General features: G+C 61.7%; 12 protein-coding genes. 1 reads left to right on the plus strand and 11 read right to left on the minus strand.

The features are described from left to right. Positions 1 to 10 precede the first annotated feature (10 nt). From tagF to tssJ, 5 genes are read right to left on the minus strand one after another with little or no spacing between them, the layout of a single operon-like run. On the minus strand, positions 11 to 718 hold the full coding sequence (gene tagF / locus GOQ28_RS03625; RefSeq protein ID WP_160348727.1) for a type VI secretion system-associated protein TagF: 708 nt from the start codon (positions 716 to 718) through the stop codon (positions 11 to 13). A 12-nt stretch (positions 719 to 730) separates the two neighbouring features. Next, complete coding sequence (gene tssM / locus GOQ28_RS03630; RefSeq protein WP_160355462.1) at positions 731 to 4,339, minus strand: type VI secretion system membrane subunit TssM; 3,609 nt, start codon at positions 4,337 to 4,339, stop codon at positions 731 to 733. Continuing rightward, positions 4,336 to 5,619 carry a DotU family type VI secretion system protein gene (locus GOQ28_RS03635; protein ID WP_370519863.1) on the minus strand — a complete coding sequence of 428 codons (1,284 nt, stop codon included), beginning with the start codon at positions 5,617 to 5,619 and terminating at the stop codon, positions 4,336 to 4,338. The genes tssM and GOQ28_RS03635 overlap by 4 nt, the downstream gene beginning before the upstream one ends. 21 nt (positions 5,620 to 5,640) lie before the next feature. Continuing rightward, the gene (gene tssK / locus GOQ28_RS03640; protein ID WP_160355463.1) at positions 5,641 to 6,975 is read right to left on the minus strand and encodes a type VI secretion system baseplate subunit TssK; all 1,335 of its coding nucleotides are present in this window, start codon (positions 6,973 to 6,975) and stop codon (positions 5,641 to 5,643) included. A gap of 57 nt (positions 6,976 to 7,032) precedes the next feature. Continuing rightward, a complete protein-coding gene (tssJ, locus tag GOQ28_RS03645; protein WP_160355464.1) occupies positions 7,033 to 7,587 on the minus strand; it encodes a type VI secretion system lipoprotein TssJ in 555 nt (184 codons plus the stop codon). Between the two features lie 200 nt (positions 7,588 to 7,787). On the opposite strand from tssJ, the gene GOQ28_RS18570 reads away from it, so the two are divergent. Next, complete coding sequence (locus GOQ28_RS18570; protein WP_236844207.1) at positions 7,788 to 8,912, plus strand: FHA domain-containing protein; 1,125 nt, start codon at positions 7,788 to 7,790, stop codon at positions 8,910 to 8,912. Between the two features lie 13 nt (positions 8,913 to 8,925). Here GOQ28_RS18570 and tssH read toward each other — a convergent pair whose 3' ends face one another. The 6 genes from tssH to GOQ28_RS03680 form a co-directional block, all read right to left on the minus strand. Further along, positions 8,926 to 11,586, minus strand: a complete 2,661-nt coding sequence (tssH, locus tag GOQ28_RS03655; RefSeq protein ID WP_160355465.1) for a type VI secretion system ATPase TssH — start codon at positions 11,584 to 11,586, stop codon at positions 8,926 to 8,928. Between the two features lie 15 nt (positions 11,587 to 11,601). Continuing rightward, positions 11,602 to 12,621, minus strand: a complete 1,020-nt coding sequence (gene tssG / locus GOQ28_RS03660; protein WP_236844217.1) for a type VI secretion system baseplate subunit TssG — start codon at positions 12,619 to 12,621, stop codon at positions 11,602 to 11,604. Between the two features lie 125 nt (positions 12,622 to 12,746). Further along, a complete protein-coding gene (locus tag GOQ28_RS03665) occupies positions 12,747 to 13,403 on the minus strand; it encodes a DUF3540 domain-containing protein (RefSeq protein WP_160355467.1) in 657 nt (218 codons plus the stop codon). A 30-nt stretch (positions 13,404 to 13,433) separates the two neighbouring features. Then, positions 13,434 to 15,338 (minus strand): type VI secretion system baseplate subunit TssF, encoded by a 1,905-nt coding sequence (gene tssF / locus GOQ28_RS03670; protein WP_160355468.1) that lies wholly within the window; start codon positions 15,336 to 15,338, stop codon positions 13,434 to 13,436. Next, positions 15,338 to 15,898 (minus strand): type VI secretion system baseplate subunit TssE, encoded by a 561-nt coding sequence (gene tssE, locus GOQ28_RS03675; protein ID WP_236844208.1) that lies wholly within the window; start codon positions 15,896 to 15,898, stop codon positions 15,338 to 15,340. The genes tssF and tssE overlap by 1 nt, the downstream gene beginning before the upstream one ends. Next, the gene (locus tag GOQ28_RS03680; RefSeq protein WP_160355469.1) at positions 15,898 to 16,713 is read right to left on the minus strand and encodes a type VI secretion system accessory protein TagJ; all 816 of its coding nucleotides are present in this window, start codon (positions 16,711 to 16,713) and stop codon (positions 15,898 to 15,900) included. The genes tssE and GOQ28_RS03680 overlap by 1 nt, the downstream gene beginning before the upstream one ends. Positions 16,714 to 16,832 lie beyond the last annotated feature (119 nt).

The raw sequence follows: 16,832 nt of genomic DNA on the forward strand, positions 1-16,832 counted from the left end.
GGTGGCATCGCTAGCGCCACGCGGGCAGCGACGCGAACAGTCGTGTGAACAGCGCGGCGTTCAACGCCCCGCCATGGATATAAGTCTGATGCGACGCGCCATCAGCCTGGTTCGTCCACCAATAGCTTGTATGCGAACTGGGGTTAAAGCACAGCGAGAGCTCCGGCCAGGCTGCCAACTCGCGCGATGACAGCGGTGCCGCCACGGCGTCGCGGCCAGCATTCAGAATATCCATAATGTCACTACCGCTGCTGGAGGCCACGGATGGCCGCGCCGCGCACGGTAAAGGCACCGCCAGCAGTTCACGATCGAATTGTTCGGTCGCACAGCCATGCCGCACGGCCGAGAGAATGCCCGCGCCGATCTTGCGGTAGAACTCGGTCGCCCCGTCCAACATCCCTGCATCGTAGTGCGCCGCGGCGACCGTCCATGTCACGCATAGCGGATACGCGCGCCCCACACGATCGCGGCTTGGCGCGAGGCAGCCCAACTGCACAGCCCCGCCACTAGGCCCGGACGGAATAGCAAAATTCCAGATTGGCGCCGTGGCAAAACTGCGGCTTGCGCTGTCATTCGGCGCTTGCTTGACGGCGGCCAGACCGAATTGCAGCCAGCGATCCCACCAGGCGATCAGCTCACGGGGCAACCGACGGTGCACGAAGTCGCCCGATGCCGGGATCTTGCCGTACCAACCGAGCTGCGCCGTGACGTCATTCATCGCCAGTCTCACCTAACGGCCGGGGCAGGAAAAGCCCTGCATTTCGGGAAGATGAAAAGGACTCTTGACGCTGCTGGCTGTGATCTCCAACACGACTTTCCTGCCGTTGATATCAAAGGTCGCGATGGTGATCTCAGGCGATGCGCCGCGCCGCAGCTGAGCCTTGTCCAGCAGGCGATTCAGCGCCCAAGGCCCCGATGCGGACAACCCTGCCCCGCCGGCTTGCGGTTCGAGTTCGATGCGCACTTGATTGGATCCGCGTGGCCCCGGCCATTGCACATTGGTCGCCACTTGTGGTCCGTGTGCATAGCGTACCGCCTGGCCGTCGACGTCGAGGACGAACTGCGTGATTTGTGCATCCATCTCTATCGGCCGGATCGCGACCCGATAGGAGGGCAAAGGATTTCCCGCCATGAAATACACATCGCGAATCACGCCGGCCCGTTGAAAGGAATCCAGATACGCCGCGCTGTCGCCCCGGCCACCGTCAATGCCGGGCTTGAACCGCCAACGCGATCCCGAGACGTCAATATGCGGAGCCAACTCCTTCTGAAAGAACTCGTCCATCATGCCGTTGGGGCCGAACAAGCGCGCCATGTCGTTGGGCGCCACATCGCGCGGCGAACTGCGCGCAAAGGGATAGCGGCCGGCGATGGACTGACGACAAAACAGCCCTACGGTAGCCGTCATCGTCTCGCCCATACGCTGACGCGCCGCGCCGGAGATCTCGTCCGAGGCGTTGACCGACATCGTATTGAGCACATCGCGCAACGGCTCTGGCAAACGCCCGGCCTCGGCGCGCAGCTTGGTCACGACTTCGGAATTCGGCGCGGGGCTGGCACTACGCAGTGCGGCGTCGGCAGCGGTCAGATACGTATAGAGCTCGTTGATCAGCCCCGTGGTAGCCGCGATCACGGGCTGTCCGCCTTGCGCTTCGCTCTGCGCGAGCCGACGATAGGGCTCGAAGTGCTGATCCACAATGCGTTCGAGTTTCTCGGTACTGGCATCGGCACGCGTTGCGGAGTTGGGGCCCGTCGGCCCGAACATCTGCTCCAGCGCATCGCGTGTGCTACTGACGCGCTCGCGAGCCTGATCCATGAGGGACCGCCCGTCGTTCGTGTCGCGCAACAAATTGGTCTCTCGCGCCACCCCCTGTACGAGCTTGACCAGGGGAGAATCCGGCGCGGACAAAGTGCGTGCGATTTGAATGTTTTCCAAAAGCGATGTCGCGGGGGCGAGCTTGAGATCATTCAAATACGCGTCCCATTGCTGCACATAGTCGTTCATGTACAGCCGCTTGATATCCACGATCAACTGCTGCTGCGCGGGCTGATCCAGCGCGCCGGGAGGCGCGATGTCCAGCACCCATGCATCGTCCTGACGCAGCAGCTCGGCGACACGATTCACTCGCTGGTTAAAGACCTTCCAGTAACCGTCGTAGCTATACAGCGCCGGGATGCCTTGCGTGAGAGGCTTGCCACTTTTGCGCACGAACACCGAGCTGGCTTGCGGCCCGCCCAGCGTGATGGCGGTCTGCTCAGGCCCTTGATCAGTATTGGATAAGAGTCTGCGCAGGCGGCTGTACGCGCGCTGGGCCAGCGTATAGTGCGCGAGCCGTTCGCGCATCTGCGTCACCAGTTCCTCATCGCGTGGAAATGGCGAGGACAACACACGCCCCTGCACGAGGTTGCGCAGATGCAGAGACATCAGGTCATATTGGCGGCGCGTATAGCCCTCGGGCAAGGTGTTCTGCATATCGGACAGCAGCCACGCATGCATGAATTCCGTGTCGTAATGATCGGCCTCGTATAGCATCAGATAAGCCCGCAGCGCCTCATAGGAATATTCCAGATCATCCGGGGAAGCGGTACGCAGGGCGCTCTCTACGCGGCGCGCGACCTGAGGCAACAAGACTTGCTCGAGCGTATCGCGATAGACGCCCTGTGCGGCGGCGTTGAGCTTCTGCCCCTGATACAGACCGAACTGATAGGTCAGCGGCGGCGCATCGAGCTCGAAATCCGCATGGCGTGGCAGATACCACAGGCTATCGAGGAACGGCATCAGGCCCAGCACATCCCCGGCTCGCGTGATCTTGATATCTCGCGCCAGCTTTTCGACCGTGGGCACACGGCCCTCGACGTCTGCCACATAGTTGGCGTTATTCCGATAGCTGACGAACCAGCCGACCAGCAGCGCGGTCAGGATCGCCAGAATCAAACCATAACCCGCCCAATGCAGACGGCGGTAGCGCCGCTCCCAACGCAGATTGCGTCCGGCAAGCCCCGCCTCGCGAAAGATCACATCCTGCAGCACGCCCTTGAGGAAGTAACTGCGTCCGCCCTCTTCCCGAGCGGCGATGGCCTGCGAGGCGCCGCCGTCGATGCGCAGATAACGCTTCAGATGACCTGTGACCTGATCGAAGGTTTCGCCGCCTTGCGTGCCGCTGGTGAAGTACACACCGCGCGGCACCAGCCGCGCTTCGAACTTCGAGGTGGCAAACACATCGCTCAGGAAGTTACCGAGCAACGATTGCAGCCCGGCGAACTGCTGCGGCAGCATATAGGCGCGCGCGCGACGCGCGGCATCTGGCTCCGCCGCCATGACTTCGGGTAGCGCATCGTCCAGACGCCGCTGCAGCAGGCGGTATTCCGCGTGGAACGCCTCGTATAGGTCGAAGTCCGCTTCCTGCGTGCGCGTATAAGGCAGCGTGAAGCCCCAGACCTGCGAGAGATCTTCGCGGCTGAAAGAGGCAAAGTATTCTTCAAAGCCCGATAACAAGTCGGTCTTGGTCACCAGCACATAGACCGGGAACTGGATGCCCAACTGCTCGCGCAACTCTTGCAGGCGCCGGCGCAACACGGCCGCGTGCTGCGCGCGCTCGGCGTCCGAGGCGGCGAGCAAGTCCTCCACGCTAATGGTGAGCATCGCGCCGTTAATGGGTTGCCGGCCTCGGAATTTTGAGAGCAGACCGAGAAAGCCTTTCCATTCCTGCTCGTCACCGATCGCGTCGCTCTCATGCGTGGTGTAACGTCCGGCCGTATCTAACAACACGGCATCGTCGGTGAACCACCAATCGCAGTTGCGAGTGCCCCCTACCCCACGCAGCGCCACCTTGCCGAAACGATCGGCCAGCGGAAAGTTCAGCCCCGAATTCACCAGGGCCGTTGTCTTGCCCGCGCCGGGAGCGCCGATGATGACGTACCACGGCAATTGATAGAGATGCTGCTTGGAAAACCGCGATAGCGACAGCCGGCGTTTATCCCCCTCGAAACGCGTTTTTCGCAGCAGTTCAACGGCTTCGTTAAAGCGCTCTTCCAGCTGGCGTATTTCGCCATTTTGCGGCTCTGGCTCGACCTTTTTCTTGGTTGAGGGCTTGCGCAATTGCCCCAGCAGTTGCGCATTGAGACGTCCCTCACGCCATTTACGCCACAGGATGCGTAACAGCCATAACGCGAACAGCACCGCGATGACTACGATGCGGGTCGTCTCGCTTTCCAACGGACGTGTGTTGCCGATGGCGAGCAAGGGCCCGCCAATCCAGATCAGCAGGGCGATCGCCACCAGGCCCAGGAAATTCCACAACCCGCGGCTAAAGATGAAACTGAACAGGCGATGAATCATTGTTGCGCACCCTCGACGGTTGCGCCTCTCGGGACGGGCGGCACCATTAATGTGATCTCAACACGGCGATTGCGCGCGCGGCCAGCCGCCGTATCATTGGGCGCCACCGGATCGGCGTCGCCCCGTCCTTCTGCCCGCACGCGTTGCGGCTGATCGAGTCGCTGCTCCAACAGTGTTTTGACCGCATCGGCCCGTGCCTGCGACAGATGCCAGTTCGACGGATAGCGAGCGCTACGAATCGGGATATTGTCGGAATAGCCACGCACGAGGATTTCGCCTTGCGTTTGCCGCAGGGCGTCGGCCACGCGCGACAACACAGGCAGGTACTGATCTCGCACCGAGGCAGAGCCCGACTCGAACAGCCCGTCGCCCCGTAGCACGATTACGCTGCGGTCGACCTCATCGCGCACGGAGACCAATTCATCACGGATTTCGGGCGACAAGAACACCGCCAGACGCGGGGCTGCGGCAGGTTGGCGCGTTGGCGCGATCTGCACCTTGGGCGGACTCACATTGCTGATGGCTGCGAACACCGCGTCAGACTGACGGCTCAGATGCCATGCCAAGGCCCAGTAGATCGCCAGCGCCAGCACCGCGGCCAGCGCACCGAATACCCATAACGGCACGGGCAAGCGCCGCAGCTGTGTTTGGGCGGGCACATCCTGCCAATGCGGCGACAATGCGCGCGGATACTCGCCCCGCGCACTGCGCAGAATACGCAGCAAGCGCTGACGCAGCGTTTCCAGTTGCGAGCGACCATTGTCCAGAACGCGATAGCGCCCCTCGAATCCGAGGACCAGACAGTAGTACAGCAGTTCCAGCAGGTCTAAATGCTGACTCGGGTTCTGCGACAGCTTGGCCAACAGTTGGAAAAATTTCTCCCCGCCCCAGGTCTCATTGTGAAACGTCACCAGCAGACTATGCGCCGACCATACGCCATTGCCGCCCCATGGCGTCAACGCCGCGGCCTCGTCCAGCGCCGTGCACAGGCAATAACGGGCACCCAAAATGGTTTCGTTCGGGATGCCGGCCTGCTGCGCGCGCAATTCGAACTGACGAATCTCGTCGAGCAAATGCTCGCGCAACATGGCCGGCGATGGATGCGAGGTGGTGGCACGAATCTGCGGGATCAAATCCAACAAAGGGTTCGCTGCAGCCACCAAGGGATTCGAGCCGCTGATCACATACTCGTGCGGCCGCAAACGGTCCGACGCCGTCGCGCCTCCCTCTGGAAAACCGGTGCCCATGGGCCCGGGAAATGCGGTGTCAGATGCGTGCATGTCGTGATTGGCGGGCCACCGTTAATCGCGTATTGCCCAGAACTCCATGGTCAGGCCGGGGAACTCACCGGCCAGATGCAGCGCGAGCGCGCCGGTACGCTCCAGCTGCTTCCAGAAATCGCCACCTTTATCCAGCTCGAAATATATATGCCCGGCGCTATACGGGATCTGCCTGGGGGCCACGGGCAAGGCGCGCACCCTCACCCCCGGCAGCTGCAGATGCACCAGATCGCGTATCCGCTCGACCGGCCCAATCTTGACCTGCGCGGGAAAGCGCGCGCGCACCGTGTCCGAAGGCATATCCGCATGCACGGCCAGCACGAAACCCGCTGTACGCAGGAGATCCAGATCCGGGATCTGCGCCACCCGCACGCCCTGGCCACGATCCTGCAGCGGGATCTGCAAGGCGTGCTGCTCCAGCACAGCCGAAAGGGATCGGCGCAACTCATCCATCAAAGCGCCAAAAGTGGCCTGCAAATCATCATGCTCATATACCGGCAACACTTCGGGGCGCCTGCTCGCCGATGTATAGGTGGCGAGATCGCAAGCCAGCATCAACCAGTCATGAAAGAGCCGTTCCGGGTGCAACCAGCCAGCCTGACGCATATGCCATAACGCGCCGATGTAGCGATTGACAGTCTCTAGCAGCATGAAGTCAGCGACCTCCGACACACCGCCTCGCCCCGGTTGTGACAATCGCGCGGCCAGCACCTCGCTGCGGGCTTGCAGCAAGCCATACAGCTCTTGCGCAAAGCCCAGCAAAAGAGGCTGTTCGCCAAACGATAGCGAAGGAGGGATATAGCGTTCATCCAGCACCACGCGATTGTCGGCACGACGTTCGATCACGCGCGCCACGCCGATGCCGACCCACTCATCGCCCATATCGGTTTCGAGCATCATACGCAGTCGCAAACGTCCTACCTGCAACAACGCAGGCTCCATGCCAATCGCACCCGAATCTTCGACCTCGGTCTCCCGCACCAGATATCGCGCCAAGGAATCGGGCTCGTCCTCGTATTGCACCTCCGTCGCACCGGGCCGCACGCGAGGCAGCGCGAGCATCACGCGCACATCCTGCGCGGCCGCGGGCACCTCCAGCGCGCCGGGCGCATCGTCAGGGTTGGCAAAGCCGAACGTGGTCCCATCAGGCAGTACCCCTTGTGCCTCGGTCACGACGAGTTTGCCGATAGCCAGCGCTTCACGATCGAAAGCGAGATGTCTAAACCCCCAGTAAAACCCATGCAGTGCGGCCGTGCGCTGCGCCAGCGTGTTCTCGATATAGCGCTCGAACTGCTGGAAATGCTGGGGTCGCAGGAACATCCCCTCCGACCAGATGACTTTATTCTTCTCTGCCATAGCTATGCTTGAGTGTAGGATTCGATGCGTCGTCCCGAGGCAGCGAGGAGGTTGCTATCAAAATGGCCACCATGATCGGTCTCGATCAGTCACGATGACCTCGTGATTCTTGACGGCGACCTTGATGGTTTCCTCGTTCGGCGAGAACTGCCATATCTTGAAGATATTGGTGTTCTGCGCTTCGGGCAGTTCGACTACCAGCCGCCACTGGCTGTGCTCCAGATCGCGATAGGCGGCGACGATGCCGACCATGCGCGCTTCGCTGCTGCCAGGGTATTGCAGCGTCTTTGTCTCACCAGGACGCAACACCACCTGATCCGTGTTCAGCAATTCCTTCCCTAGCGCTGCCTGCGGATCGGATTGCAGGGCGAAGAAATCTCGCGAGCCAAAAGCCGTCGACGAACTTAACTCGTAGATCGTGACTTGCACGGGCGAGGGGCGTCCGTTCGCATCGGGATTCACCTGCTTATCCGCAGCCAATTCGATCGCATAGGGCACGGGGACGCGGCGTGCAGTAGAGGAACATCCTGCGATCACGAGCATCAGCAGAGCCAACCATCCGAGGCATAAGCCTTTGCCAACCGCGATAAAGGTATGACGGAAAGTCCCCATTTACGCAGCACCTCCTCTAGCGGGTAACAAACCGCTTATGACAAGGGAAAACAAAAATCTTGTCGTGCGAAAAAAGAAAGAGTTACCACTGTTACGCCGTGCGGAGAAAAACCGGCGCGTAGATAAAACTTCATAACTAGCCGTCATCGTATCGACCTCCCGCAGTCGTTATCATCGAATCTCGCATAGGAGGCGCCGGCATGAAACTTACCGTGCAGCAACGACCGGATGAGTCGGGTTTGATCGCACCCTGGTCCACCGTCTTTCACGCGCCGGGTGGCACTATCGGCCGCTCGCCTGATAACGCTTTGCGTCTGCCCGATCCGAAACGCGGTATCTGCAGAGTGCAAGCGGCCGTGCGTATCACCGACGATGCGTGCTATCTGGTGAACCTCAGCAGCATGAGCGAAGTTCGACTGAATGGACGTCAGATCGAGCGCGATCAAGAGCTGCCGTTCACCTCGGGGGATCAATTGCAAATCGGCCCCTACACCATACTGGCGCAAGACCCGGACATTGAAGCGATGGCGGGCGTGGCGGTCAGCGCCGCCGCGACTACGCCGTTGCTGCAGCCCGAGCCGGATCCTTTGCTGGAAAGCCCCTTGCTCGACACCGCAACGCCGGGGTCGGAGTTCGAGCATGCCTCGGCAATGCCTGATACCGCACAGCCCGAAGAGGTGCCCGAAGCGATCGCGGAACCTGTGACCGACCGCGCTGCACAAAGCGACACGCTGTCCCAAGACCGTGTCGCCGAGATACCGAACATCGAGCTCGCCGAAAATGCCGGAGCAGGCGTCGAGGCTTATGCGCCGCAAGCCGAATCGTCTCAAGCATCCGACACCGAGACACCAGCGCAGAGTGACGACGTCTTCAGCGGTCTGTTCGGCCCCGGTACCCTGCCCGTAGGCAGCGTGCCAGATGTGAGCACGCATCCGTTCGACATGGAATCTGCCGGAGAACGTAACCCCGAAGACCCATTGCGACAATTGCCCCGCGGCGACGCGAACGTGAGCGGCCCCGCGCGCGATCCGCTGGACCTGCTTGACCCGCACGAGGAGCCCGATGTCGAGCATGTATTTTCCGACCCCACCCCTTCGACCTTGCCCGCGCACGATCCGCTCGCGCCACATCGCATGGACCCGTTGCGTGACACGTTCGATCCGAAACAAGAGCCCGCGCACGACCAGTGGACCGCACGCGATCACACCCGTGAAACCGGCGGCTTTCTGCGCCCCAGCCGCGTCAAGTCTGCAACGCCCGAACACGCGCGGGAAGCCAAGCACGAGCAACCGCCGGCTCGCCCCCCCTCCGGCAGGACCAAATAATCGTGCCGTAGCGTCAACCACTGTAGTCGTAGTGATAATCAAACTCCACGCCGTTGGCTCCCACGCGCACAGACTGCATGCGCCGCCCGTCCATCGCCGCCATCAACAGCTCGCGGCTAATTTCAGGCAATACGGTGTTGGTCAAAATAGCGTCAATCATGCGACCACCAGATTCCACCTCTGTGCAGCGCGCCACCACCAATGCGTTCGCTTCGGGGCTGACCTCGAATGCGATGCCATGTTGGTCCTGCAGACGCTGACCGATCCGGTCGAACTGCAGCTCAACGATGCGCGCGAGCATCGCATCCGATAGCGGCATATACGGCACGGCAACTAACCGTCCTAACAGCGCCGGGGGAAAGACCTTAAACAAAGGCTCGCGCAGTGCGGTAGCCAACGCCTCGGGCTCGGGCATCAAAGCGGGATCCTTGCACAATGCAGTGATCAGATCCGTCCCGACATTGGAAGTCAGGATGATGACCGTGTTGCGGAAATCAATGTAGCGACCCTCGCCATCCTCCATCCAACCCTTGTCGAACACCTGGAAAAATATCTCGTGCACATCGGGATGCGCTTTCTCGACTTCGTCGAGCAACACCACGCTATAGGGGCGGCGGCGCACCGCTTCGGTCAATACGCCGCCTTCGCCATAGCCAACATATCCAGGAGGCGCCCCTTTCAGGGTGGACACCGTGTGCGATTCCTGAAACTCGCTCATATTGATGGAGATGAGATTCTGTTCACCGCCGAACAGTGCCTGAGCCAGGCTGAGTGCCGTTTCCGTTTTCCCCACGCCGCTCGGGCCACACAGCAAAAACACGCCTACGGGTTTATTCGGGTCGGTGAGTTTGGCGCGCGAAGTCTGAATACGGCGCGCGATCGTCTCCAGGGCATAGCGCTGACCGATCACCCGCTGTTCCAGCGTATCGGCCAATCGCAATACCGACTGAGCTTCGTCGCGCACCATGCGGCCCACGGGGATACCCGTCCAATCGGCCACGACCGCCGCCACGGCGGCCGCATCGACAGCGGGATAGATCAACGCCTGCTCGCCCTGCCTTTCCGAGAGTTCGGCTTGTGCCTGCTTAAGTTCGCCGCGCAGGCGCTGGACATCTTGCTCACTCGTGTCGGAGGACTCTGCCGTAGACGAGGCCGCGATGTCCTCCAGCTCGCGACGCAACGTATACACCCGCTCGACCAGGTCACGTTCGCTTTCCCAGCGTTGCGTGAGATGGCTTTGCGCATCGCGCGCCTGTGCGAGATCGGCCATCACCTGATCCACACGCAGGCTTTCTCCGACGCCAATATGTGCTTCGCGCTTCGCAATACGCAGCTCGATCTCCAAGGCCTCGATACGCTTGCGCACCGCTTCCAGCTCCGCAGGCACCGCATGCTGACTGATGGCCACGCGCGCGCACGCCGTGTCCAGCAAGGCGACGGCCTTGTCCGGCAGTTGACGCGCCGGGATATACCTGTGCGATAGCGACACCGCCGCCTCGATCGCCTCGTCCAGCAGCAACACTTGATGGTGCGTCTCCAGCGTGGCGGCCAAACCGCGCAGCATCCCGACGGCGCGCGGCTCGGACGGTTCGTGAATCTGCACCACCTGAAACCGCCGCGTCAACGCGGGGTCTTTCTCAATATACTTTTTGTACTCGGACCAAGTTGTCGCGCCGATCGTGCGCAGCTGGCCGCGCGCCAATGCAGGCTTGAGCAAATTCGCGGCGTCACCCGTACCCGCCGCACCGCCCGCGCCGATCAGGGTATGAATCTCGTCGATGAACAATACAACAGGACGCGGGCTGCACTGCACTTCGTCGATCACGGCGCGCAGCCGCTGTTCGAATTCTCCCTTGACCCCGGCACCGGCCTGCAGCAGGCCGATATCCAGCAGCCATAGCGCCACCTCTCGTAGCGGCGGCGGCACATCGCCCGAGGCCAGCCGCAATGCCAGTCCTTCCACGACCGCCGTCTTGCCGACACCCGCCTCGCCCGCGAGCAGAGGGTTATTCTGCCGGCGCCGCATCAGGATATCGACGATCTGGCGGATCTCCTCATCCCGGCCCGAAACCGGATCGATCTCTCCCGCCCGCGCACGCGCCGTCAGATCGACCGCATACTGCGCCAGTGCTGAACGCCCACCGGGCACCGCCTGGTCCTGCCCGGCAGCAGACGCCACAGCGGTTGCATCAGCATCCTCAGGCGAGCCTTGCACAATCTGCATCAGTTGCTCTAGCAACAGATCCGGCACGATACGGGTGAACTGATCCGACATCCCCACCAGCACATTGCGTAATGCATAGGTCTTTACCAGCCCTGCCAGCAAATGCCCGCCGCGGATGCGCTGGGCCCCATAGCGCAAGGAACCCAACACCCACGCTCGTTCTACCGCGGAATCGATATGTTCCGACAGGTCCGATACCGAGCTGGCCCCGCGCGGCAATTGATCCAGCGCGGCGGTAAGGTCGGCCTGCAGACGGCCCATGTCCAGATCGAATCTCTGCGCGATACGGTGCAGGTCACTGTCCTGCATGTGCACGATCTGATGGATCCAATGCACCAGCTCGACATAGGGATTTCCGCGCAATTTACAAAACGCCGTCGCCCCCTCGAGCGACTGATACAGCAGAGGATCGAGTTTGCCAAAAAGATCGATGCGGCCGATGTCGGACATGTTGTGTTCTACGGTTCAGTGTGAGGCGCTTGCGCGCGCGCGGCGCTCGCGGCTTTCATAATCGAGCAACAAGTCGCGCGCATCGCCCTGCCGCGCGCGCCGTTTTCCCACCCAGGACGACAATCCCAGCGGCTGCGCGGCGCCAAGTCTGATGCCTTGCACTTGATCGTGTTTGAGCACCGGCCGTACGTCCCAGGCAAACTCCACGCCGATGTAATCTCGCACCCAGTGCAACAGCTGCCGCGCACGATGGCCCCCGGGCAGAAAACTGGTGTATTGGTCATGCGAGAGCGGCCCGAGTTCAATGCGAAACTTGTGCTGCGCATCGCGCACGGCAAGCCCCAGGATCGTGTCGCGACCTAGCCCCATCGATCCGGATAAGCCTAAACGTTGCGCAGGCTCCAGCCGTATCCATTGCGGTACGTATTCCTCAATGCGCACCCGAACGGCGAAAAACGTCTGCAAAATGTGCCTGAGTCCTTCCGGATTGCGCGTCTGACGCAGCAGATGCCCGGCCATGAAGAACTTCGCATGATCCATCACCGTGTCGCGTCGAGCGAGCGACGGCATGCCCATATGGAGCAGGCTTGCGATATACCGCGTAAAGCTGGCCTCCTTGCGGTCGAGACTGGCCGTGCTTTGTGCGTCGGCCCAAGCGCGGTAGAACAGCAGTATCAACCTGTGATGGAACACATCGGCGAATCCGGCCAATGTGCGATCCCCATAATGATGGATACGTTCGCGCACGAACTCCGTCAAATGCAGCGGCAGCGGGCCATTAGGCCCAAACAACCCAAAGCTGTAGATCGATATCTCGGGCGGACGGCCGTCGCGCCCGGCGTCCACGGAGGCCAGCGTCGATGGCGCGAACGCCATGGAGGGTTCTTGCCGCAGCCGGACTGGCTCGTTGCGTGGCACGGATTCGCGGCCCAGCGGCACACGGCCCGGGGCACGCGCATCGATCCAGCGCAGCGTATGAAACAGATCGTGCGCATAGGGATTCTGTGCGAGCGCATGCCAGAACTCTGCTGGCATGGCCGGCCGCGCCGATATGGCAACTCCTTCCTTGGACTGATTTTGGGCCCCGCCCACATCCTTCGCCGTGGATGCGGTCGATGGCGCGGCATGTTCCCCGTCATGCGTCACAGTGTCGGCCATGCTCATCCCATGTGAATCTGCTTGCCGTCTACCTTGACGAGCTTATCCGCCGTGATCATCGTATAGGCGCCGTGCACACGCGCACTTTTATCGGCGCGATAATCCAGCGAGCCCGTGCGCACATGCTCGACCTCTTCGGCCACGCGAAAAGTGATGCGCGACAAGAGCGACAAGCGATCCATGACGGCTTCGTAGACCTTGCCCACCAGCCTCGTCGAGCCCACCGTGGCGGCCACCTCGTTGCCAATGTAGGTCAAGGTGTTTGCCGTGAAATCGGCAGCCTGCGCCTGCAGTCGCAGGCTGGGGGTCTCTACCGTTACCTCCTCCTTGCCGTTTAACCGCAATGCTTGCGGCGCCTCCAGCGTCAGATTGCCGGATCCGGCGCGCAGCACCATATCCCCGGCGGTTTCCAGCGCGCTATGGGCTGGCTCGGCTTGTTCGACGACGGCGATGAGATAGACGCGCGACGCATCAGGGCCGCTGATCATCACCTGGTCGCCCAGCTGCGGCGTCAGCAGGCAGCTTGCCGCCCGCCTCGCCGTCCACGGGCGGCCGTCGCATTCGACCACGTACGCGCCCGCCTCGCCGCGTTGCGTCACCGTGCCGATCAGATGCACCGGGTCGTAAGCAGGATACTGACGTTTCGCCGCGTGTTTCATGACAGATTCCTCTTTCCGTAATTCATCGCCCTACACCGCGGGCCGCGCGCCCATGCGAGGCGTCCAGCGTGCAATTTCGCCACGCTGCAGGGTAGACAACACCAGCTCGGACATCATGTTGATCGAGACGTGACGCGCGAAAAACTGCTCTAACACCGCGCCGAACAGGTAAGGACTGATGCCCGAGAACGCCGCCTCATCGACTTGTAGACCGATACGCACACCACGGCCATAGACGATGGGACCTGGCACGGGCAATCGATGATGCATGGGTTCCGCGCTGACATGCCGCACACCGGCGATATGTTTACGCACCACCGGGTCGGCCAGTTTGGCGTAAACATTCAACATCTCGCGCAGCGTCTGGGCGCCCTGCTCTGCGTTCAGGTCGACGAGGCTTAAATAATTCAAGCCCAAATGACTGATGAGATGCCACGTCGCCGCGTTCTCGGCCAAGGCCGCATGCGGCCGCGTCGGCCCATGCAATACCTTGATCGCACCCACCGGCGCCGATACCCGCAGCGTAAAGTCCGTGTCGGTGCCCAATGGCAACAACATGGCCAGATCGCGGTTCGTACACAAGGTCTGCAGCGTCAGATGCCTCAGTTGCCCCGAGAACGGCGCCTCGTTGCGATCCACTAAGGAAATAAACACCTCGCTGCCGATATAGCCCGTGCGTGTCCCGTTACGTCTGGCTTGCTCCGACAACATGCGAGGCTCGCGGCGCAGGGAGTAGTACGCCCCATAATCGTCCGGGTCGCTGCCCAGTGTGCCGTAAAAAGGTCGGAACTCCTGTTCAGGCCGCTCGGCCGAGGCATGCCCCACGACTTGCGTCGCGCTGAAGACCTCGTAGTCCAAGGGCCGGGTCCGGTCGACGACCAAGTGGTATTCGCTCGTGCGAGGCGTCACCGCGATGCGGTCGGCGCGCTTGGGAAACAAGTTGATGACCGGCGCGCAATGCAAGGCCAGATGCTCGGCAGCAACCGCGCCCTCGAGTTCCGGCGCCGCCACGGAAAACAGGAACGTGAGTTCAAAACTGCGTGTATCGGGTCGCGCATCGGCCGCGCGCACCGTCGACCGTAGCCCGCGCTTTAAATCATTCACGCTGAAGAAAAGAAAGCGACGAGGAAACGCAAAATACTCCTGCAGTAGCCGATACCCTTGAAACACACGCGAATCGGCGGGCAACAAAGCTTGGTCGTCGTCAAAGCCTTCGTGACGCACCGCTGAAGGCGGCAGCTTGTTGATCCAGCTTAACGGGCGCGCGGTATCGTGCCCTAGGACCGCCACCGTATGGCCCATCAAAATTTCCAGCAGCCGCTGCATCTGCAGATCGGGACCGGCCAGGTGAAACATCAACTGGTCCAGATCCATATCCTCGAGCCGCACGCCGCCACCGATCTCGATGCGCACGCGCAACGCACTGAGCACCCGGCCATTACGCCCACCCAAGCCCAATCGCGTCAAAGGCAGGTCGGGTGGCGGGCCGGTAAAGGCTGCCTCGGTGACCCGCAACGGCCACAATCGCACGGCATGTCCAGTCATGAACTCGCAAGCCGTCTGTTCGCCGCGCGGAATGCGACCTCGCAGCAAGGTGCCGCGCGGCAGATCGAAGCCGCGAGCTAACGTCCCCTCGTTCATGCTGGGTGCAAACTGCACCACCGCCATGGCAGGCGTGGGAGCCAGATAATTCGGGTACACCACTTCCAGCAGCCGCTGCGAAAACCTCGGGAACTCCGCATCCATCTTGAGGTGAATGCGCGCCGTCAAAAAGCTAAAGCCTTCTAGCAGCCGTTCCACATACGGGTCCGCGACCTCGGTACTGTTCATCCCCAGCCGGCCCGCGACTTTGGGATACTGCTGCGCAAACTCGGCGCCCAGCTCACGCAGATACACCAGCTCGCGGTTGTAGTAGTCCAGCAATCGCGCGTCCATTAGCCGCCCCCCAGATCGCGCAGGTCCATGTGCCCGCTTTCCAGATCGATATCGGTGCGAAAAAGGAACTCCATCGGATGCGGCACGCACCACAGCATGCCCTTGATTTCCAGACTCAGGATGTTGTGGTGCTCGAGCGTGCCGGTGTCAGTCACACAGCGGACCTCCACCGAGGAATCGAGGATGCGCGGTTCGAACGCGGCAATCGCATTGCGGATCGACTCTTCCACGTCAATCCAATCGATCTCGGACATGCGTTTGCCGGCCATCGCATGCAGTCCGAAATTCAAGCTGGAATCGATGACGCGTGGATAGGCCGACAGATCGTGCGTGGTCTGCAGGTTCACCGTATTGAGCAACCAGCGCAGGTCGCGCAGCACGGCGTTGCGCAACTCGGCCTGCGTGAGCATCGAGGCTTCGCGCGGCTCAACGCCTTTCGCGGGTTCATGGTCGATCAGACGATCGAGTAACGACGGCTGCAAGCGGTCCTTCGCCACGCGTTCGTTGCGTGGCAGCGGATCCCCCTGCCGCGACTGACGCATCGACTCGTAAACCGCCATCAAGCCATCTCCACCGTCCGGATATCCAGCAAGGCGTATTCGCCTTGATCCGTCATCCACATCTTCTGGCCGATGCCCGCATACATATCCTCATGCAAGCAGTGCCAATCCGTCATGCGGCCGAGCTTTACGCCATCGGGCAATTCGCTGAACTGTTGCCCTGGCAAGGCCGGATAGCGCGCCGGAATCGCCCCGTAGTGCGTGCGTCCGTCCGTGGTCGTGATCTCGGCCTGCGCCCACACCAGATCTGCCAAACCCTCCGGCGCCAGGATGCGCACATTGCGCAACGCCGCGAAGGGCAGCCAGCCATAGCGCGAACCCATCATGAACTCCATTACGGGGCCCAGCCGGCTGTCGCCATCACTGATCCAGGCAAACGTAGTGGCCACGCCCTCGACTGCCACCCCGATCTCGCCAGCGGTCGCCGGAGCCGCCTCATAGGCCTGCGCACGCAATGCCGCCGCCTGTTCAGGCGCATCGGCATCGCGCTGCAAGGCCAGCGTCAGATCCTCGAACCAGCCAGGTGCATGGCCAAAGCCGGCGGGCGGCTCAAGCCCGGCCCACACGCGTTCGCGCTGGGCTTCGCCGGCGATGACCTGTTCATACAAAATGGCCGACGGCTGCGCCTGCGGGTTCAACTGCGCGGCGAGCTTTATCTGCTCGAGTGCGCGTGCCCAATCGCCTTGCACCGCCATCAGTTGAAACAGCTGTGCGCGCAGATCCGCATCGGCGGGATGACGGCGAATCTCGGTCTGGACAGCCTCCAAATGCTCGGCCAGGCTGCTTTCGCGCAAGGCGATAGCTGATTTGCTCATGAACGATTCCCGCGGAGTAAATCGAAAGCAGATGGCCGACCCGCACATCGCCCATCGTCATGAGGTGAGGTTCGCGTCACGACGGGCGGGCTCGCCTGAGCATCTCTGCCCCGGCAAAA

The sequence above is a fragment of the Bordetella sp. 02P26C-1 genome (assembly GCF_009763255.1).
GTDB lineage: Bacteria > Pseudomonadota > Gammaproteobacteria > Burkholderiales > Burkholderiaceae_B > Bordetella_A.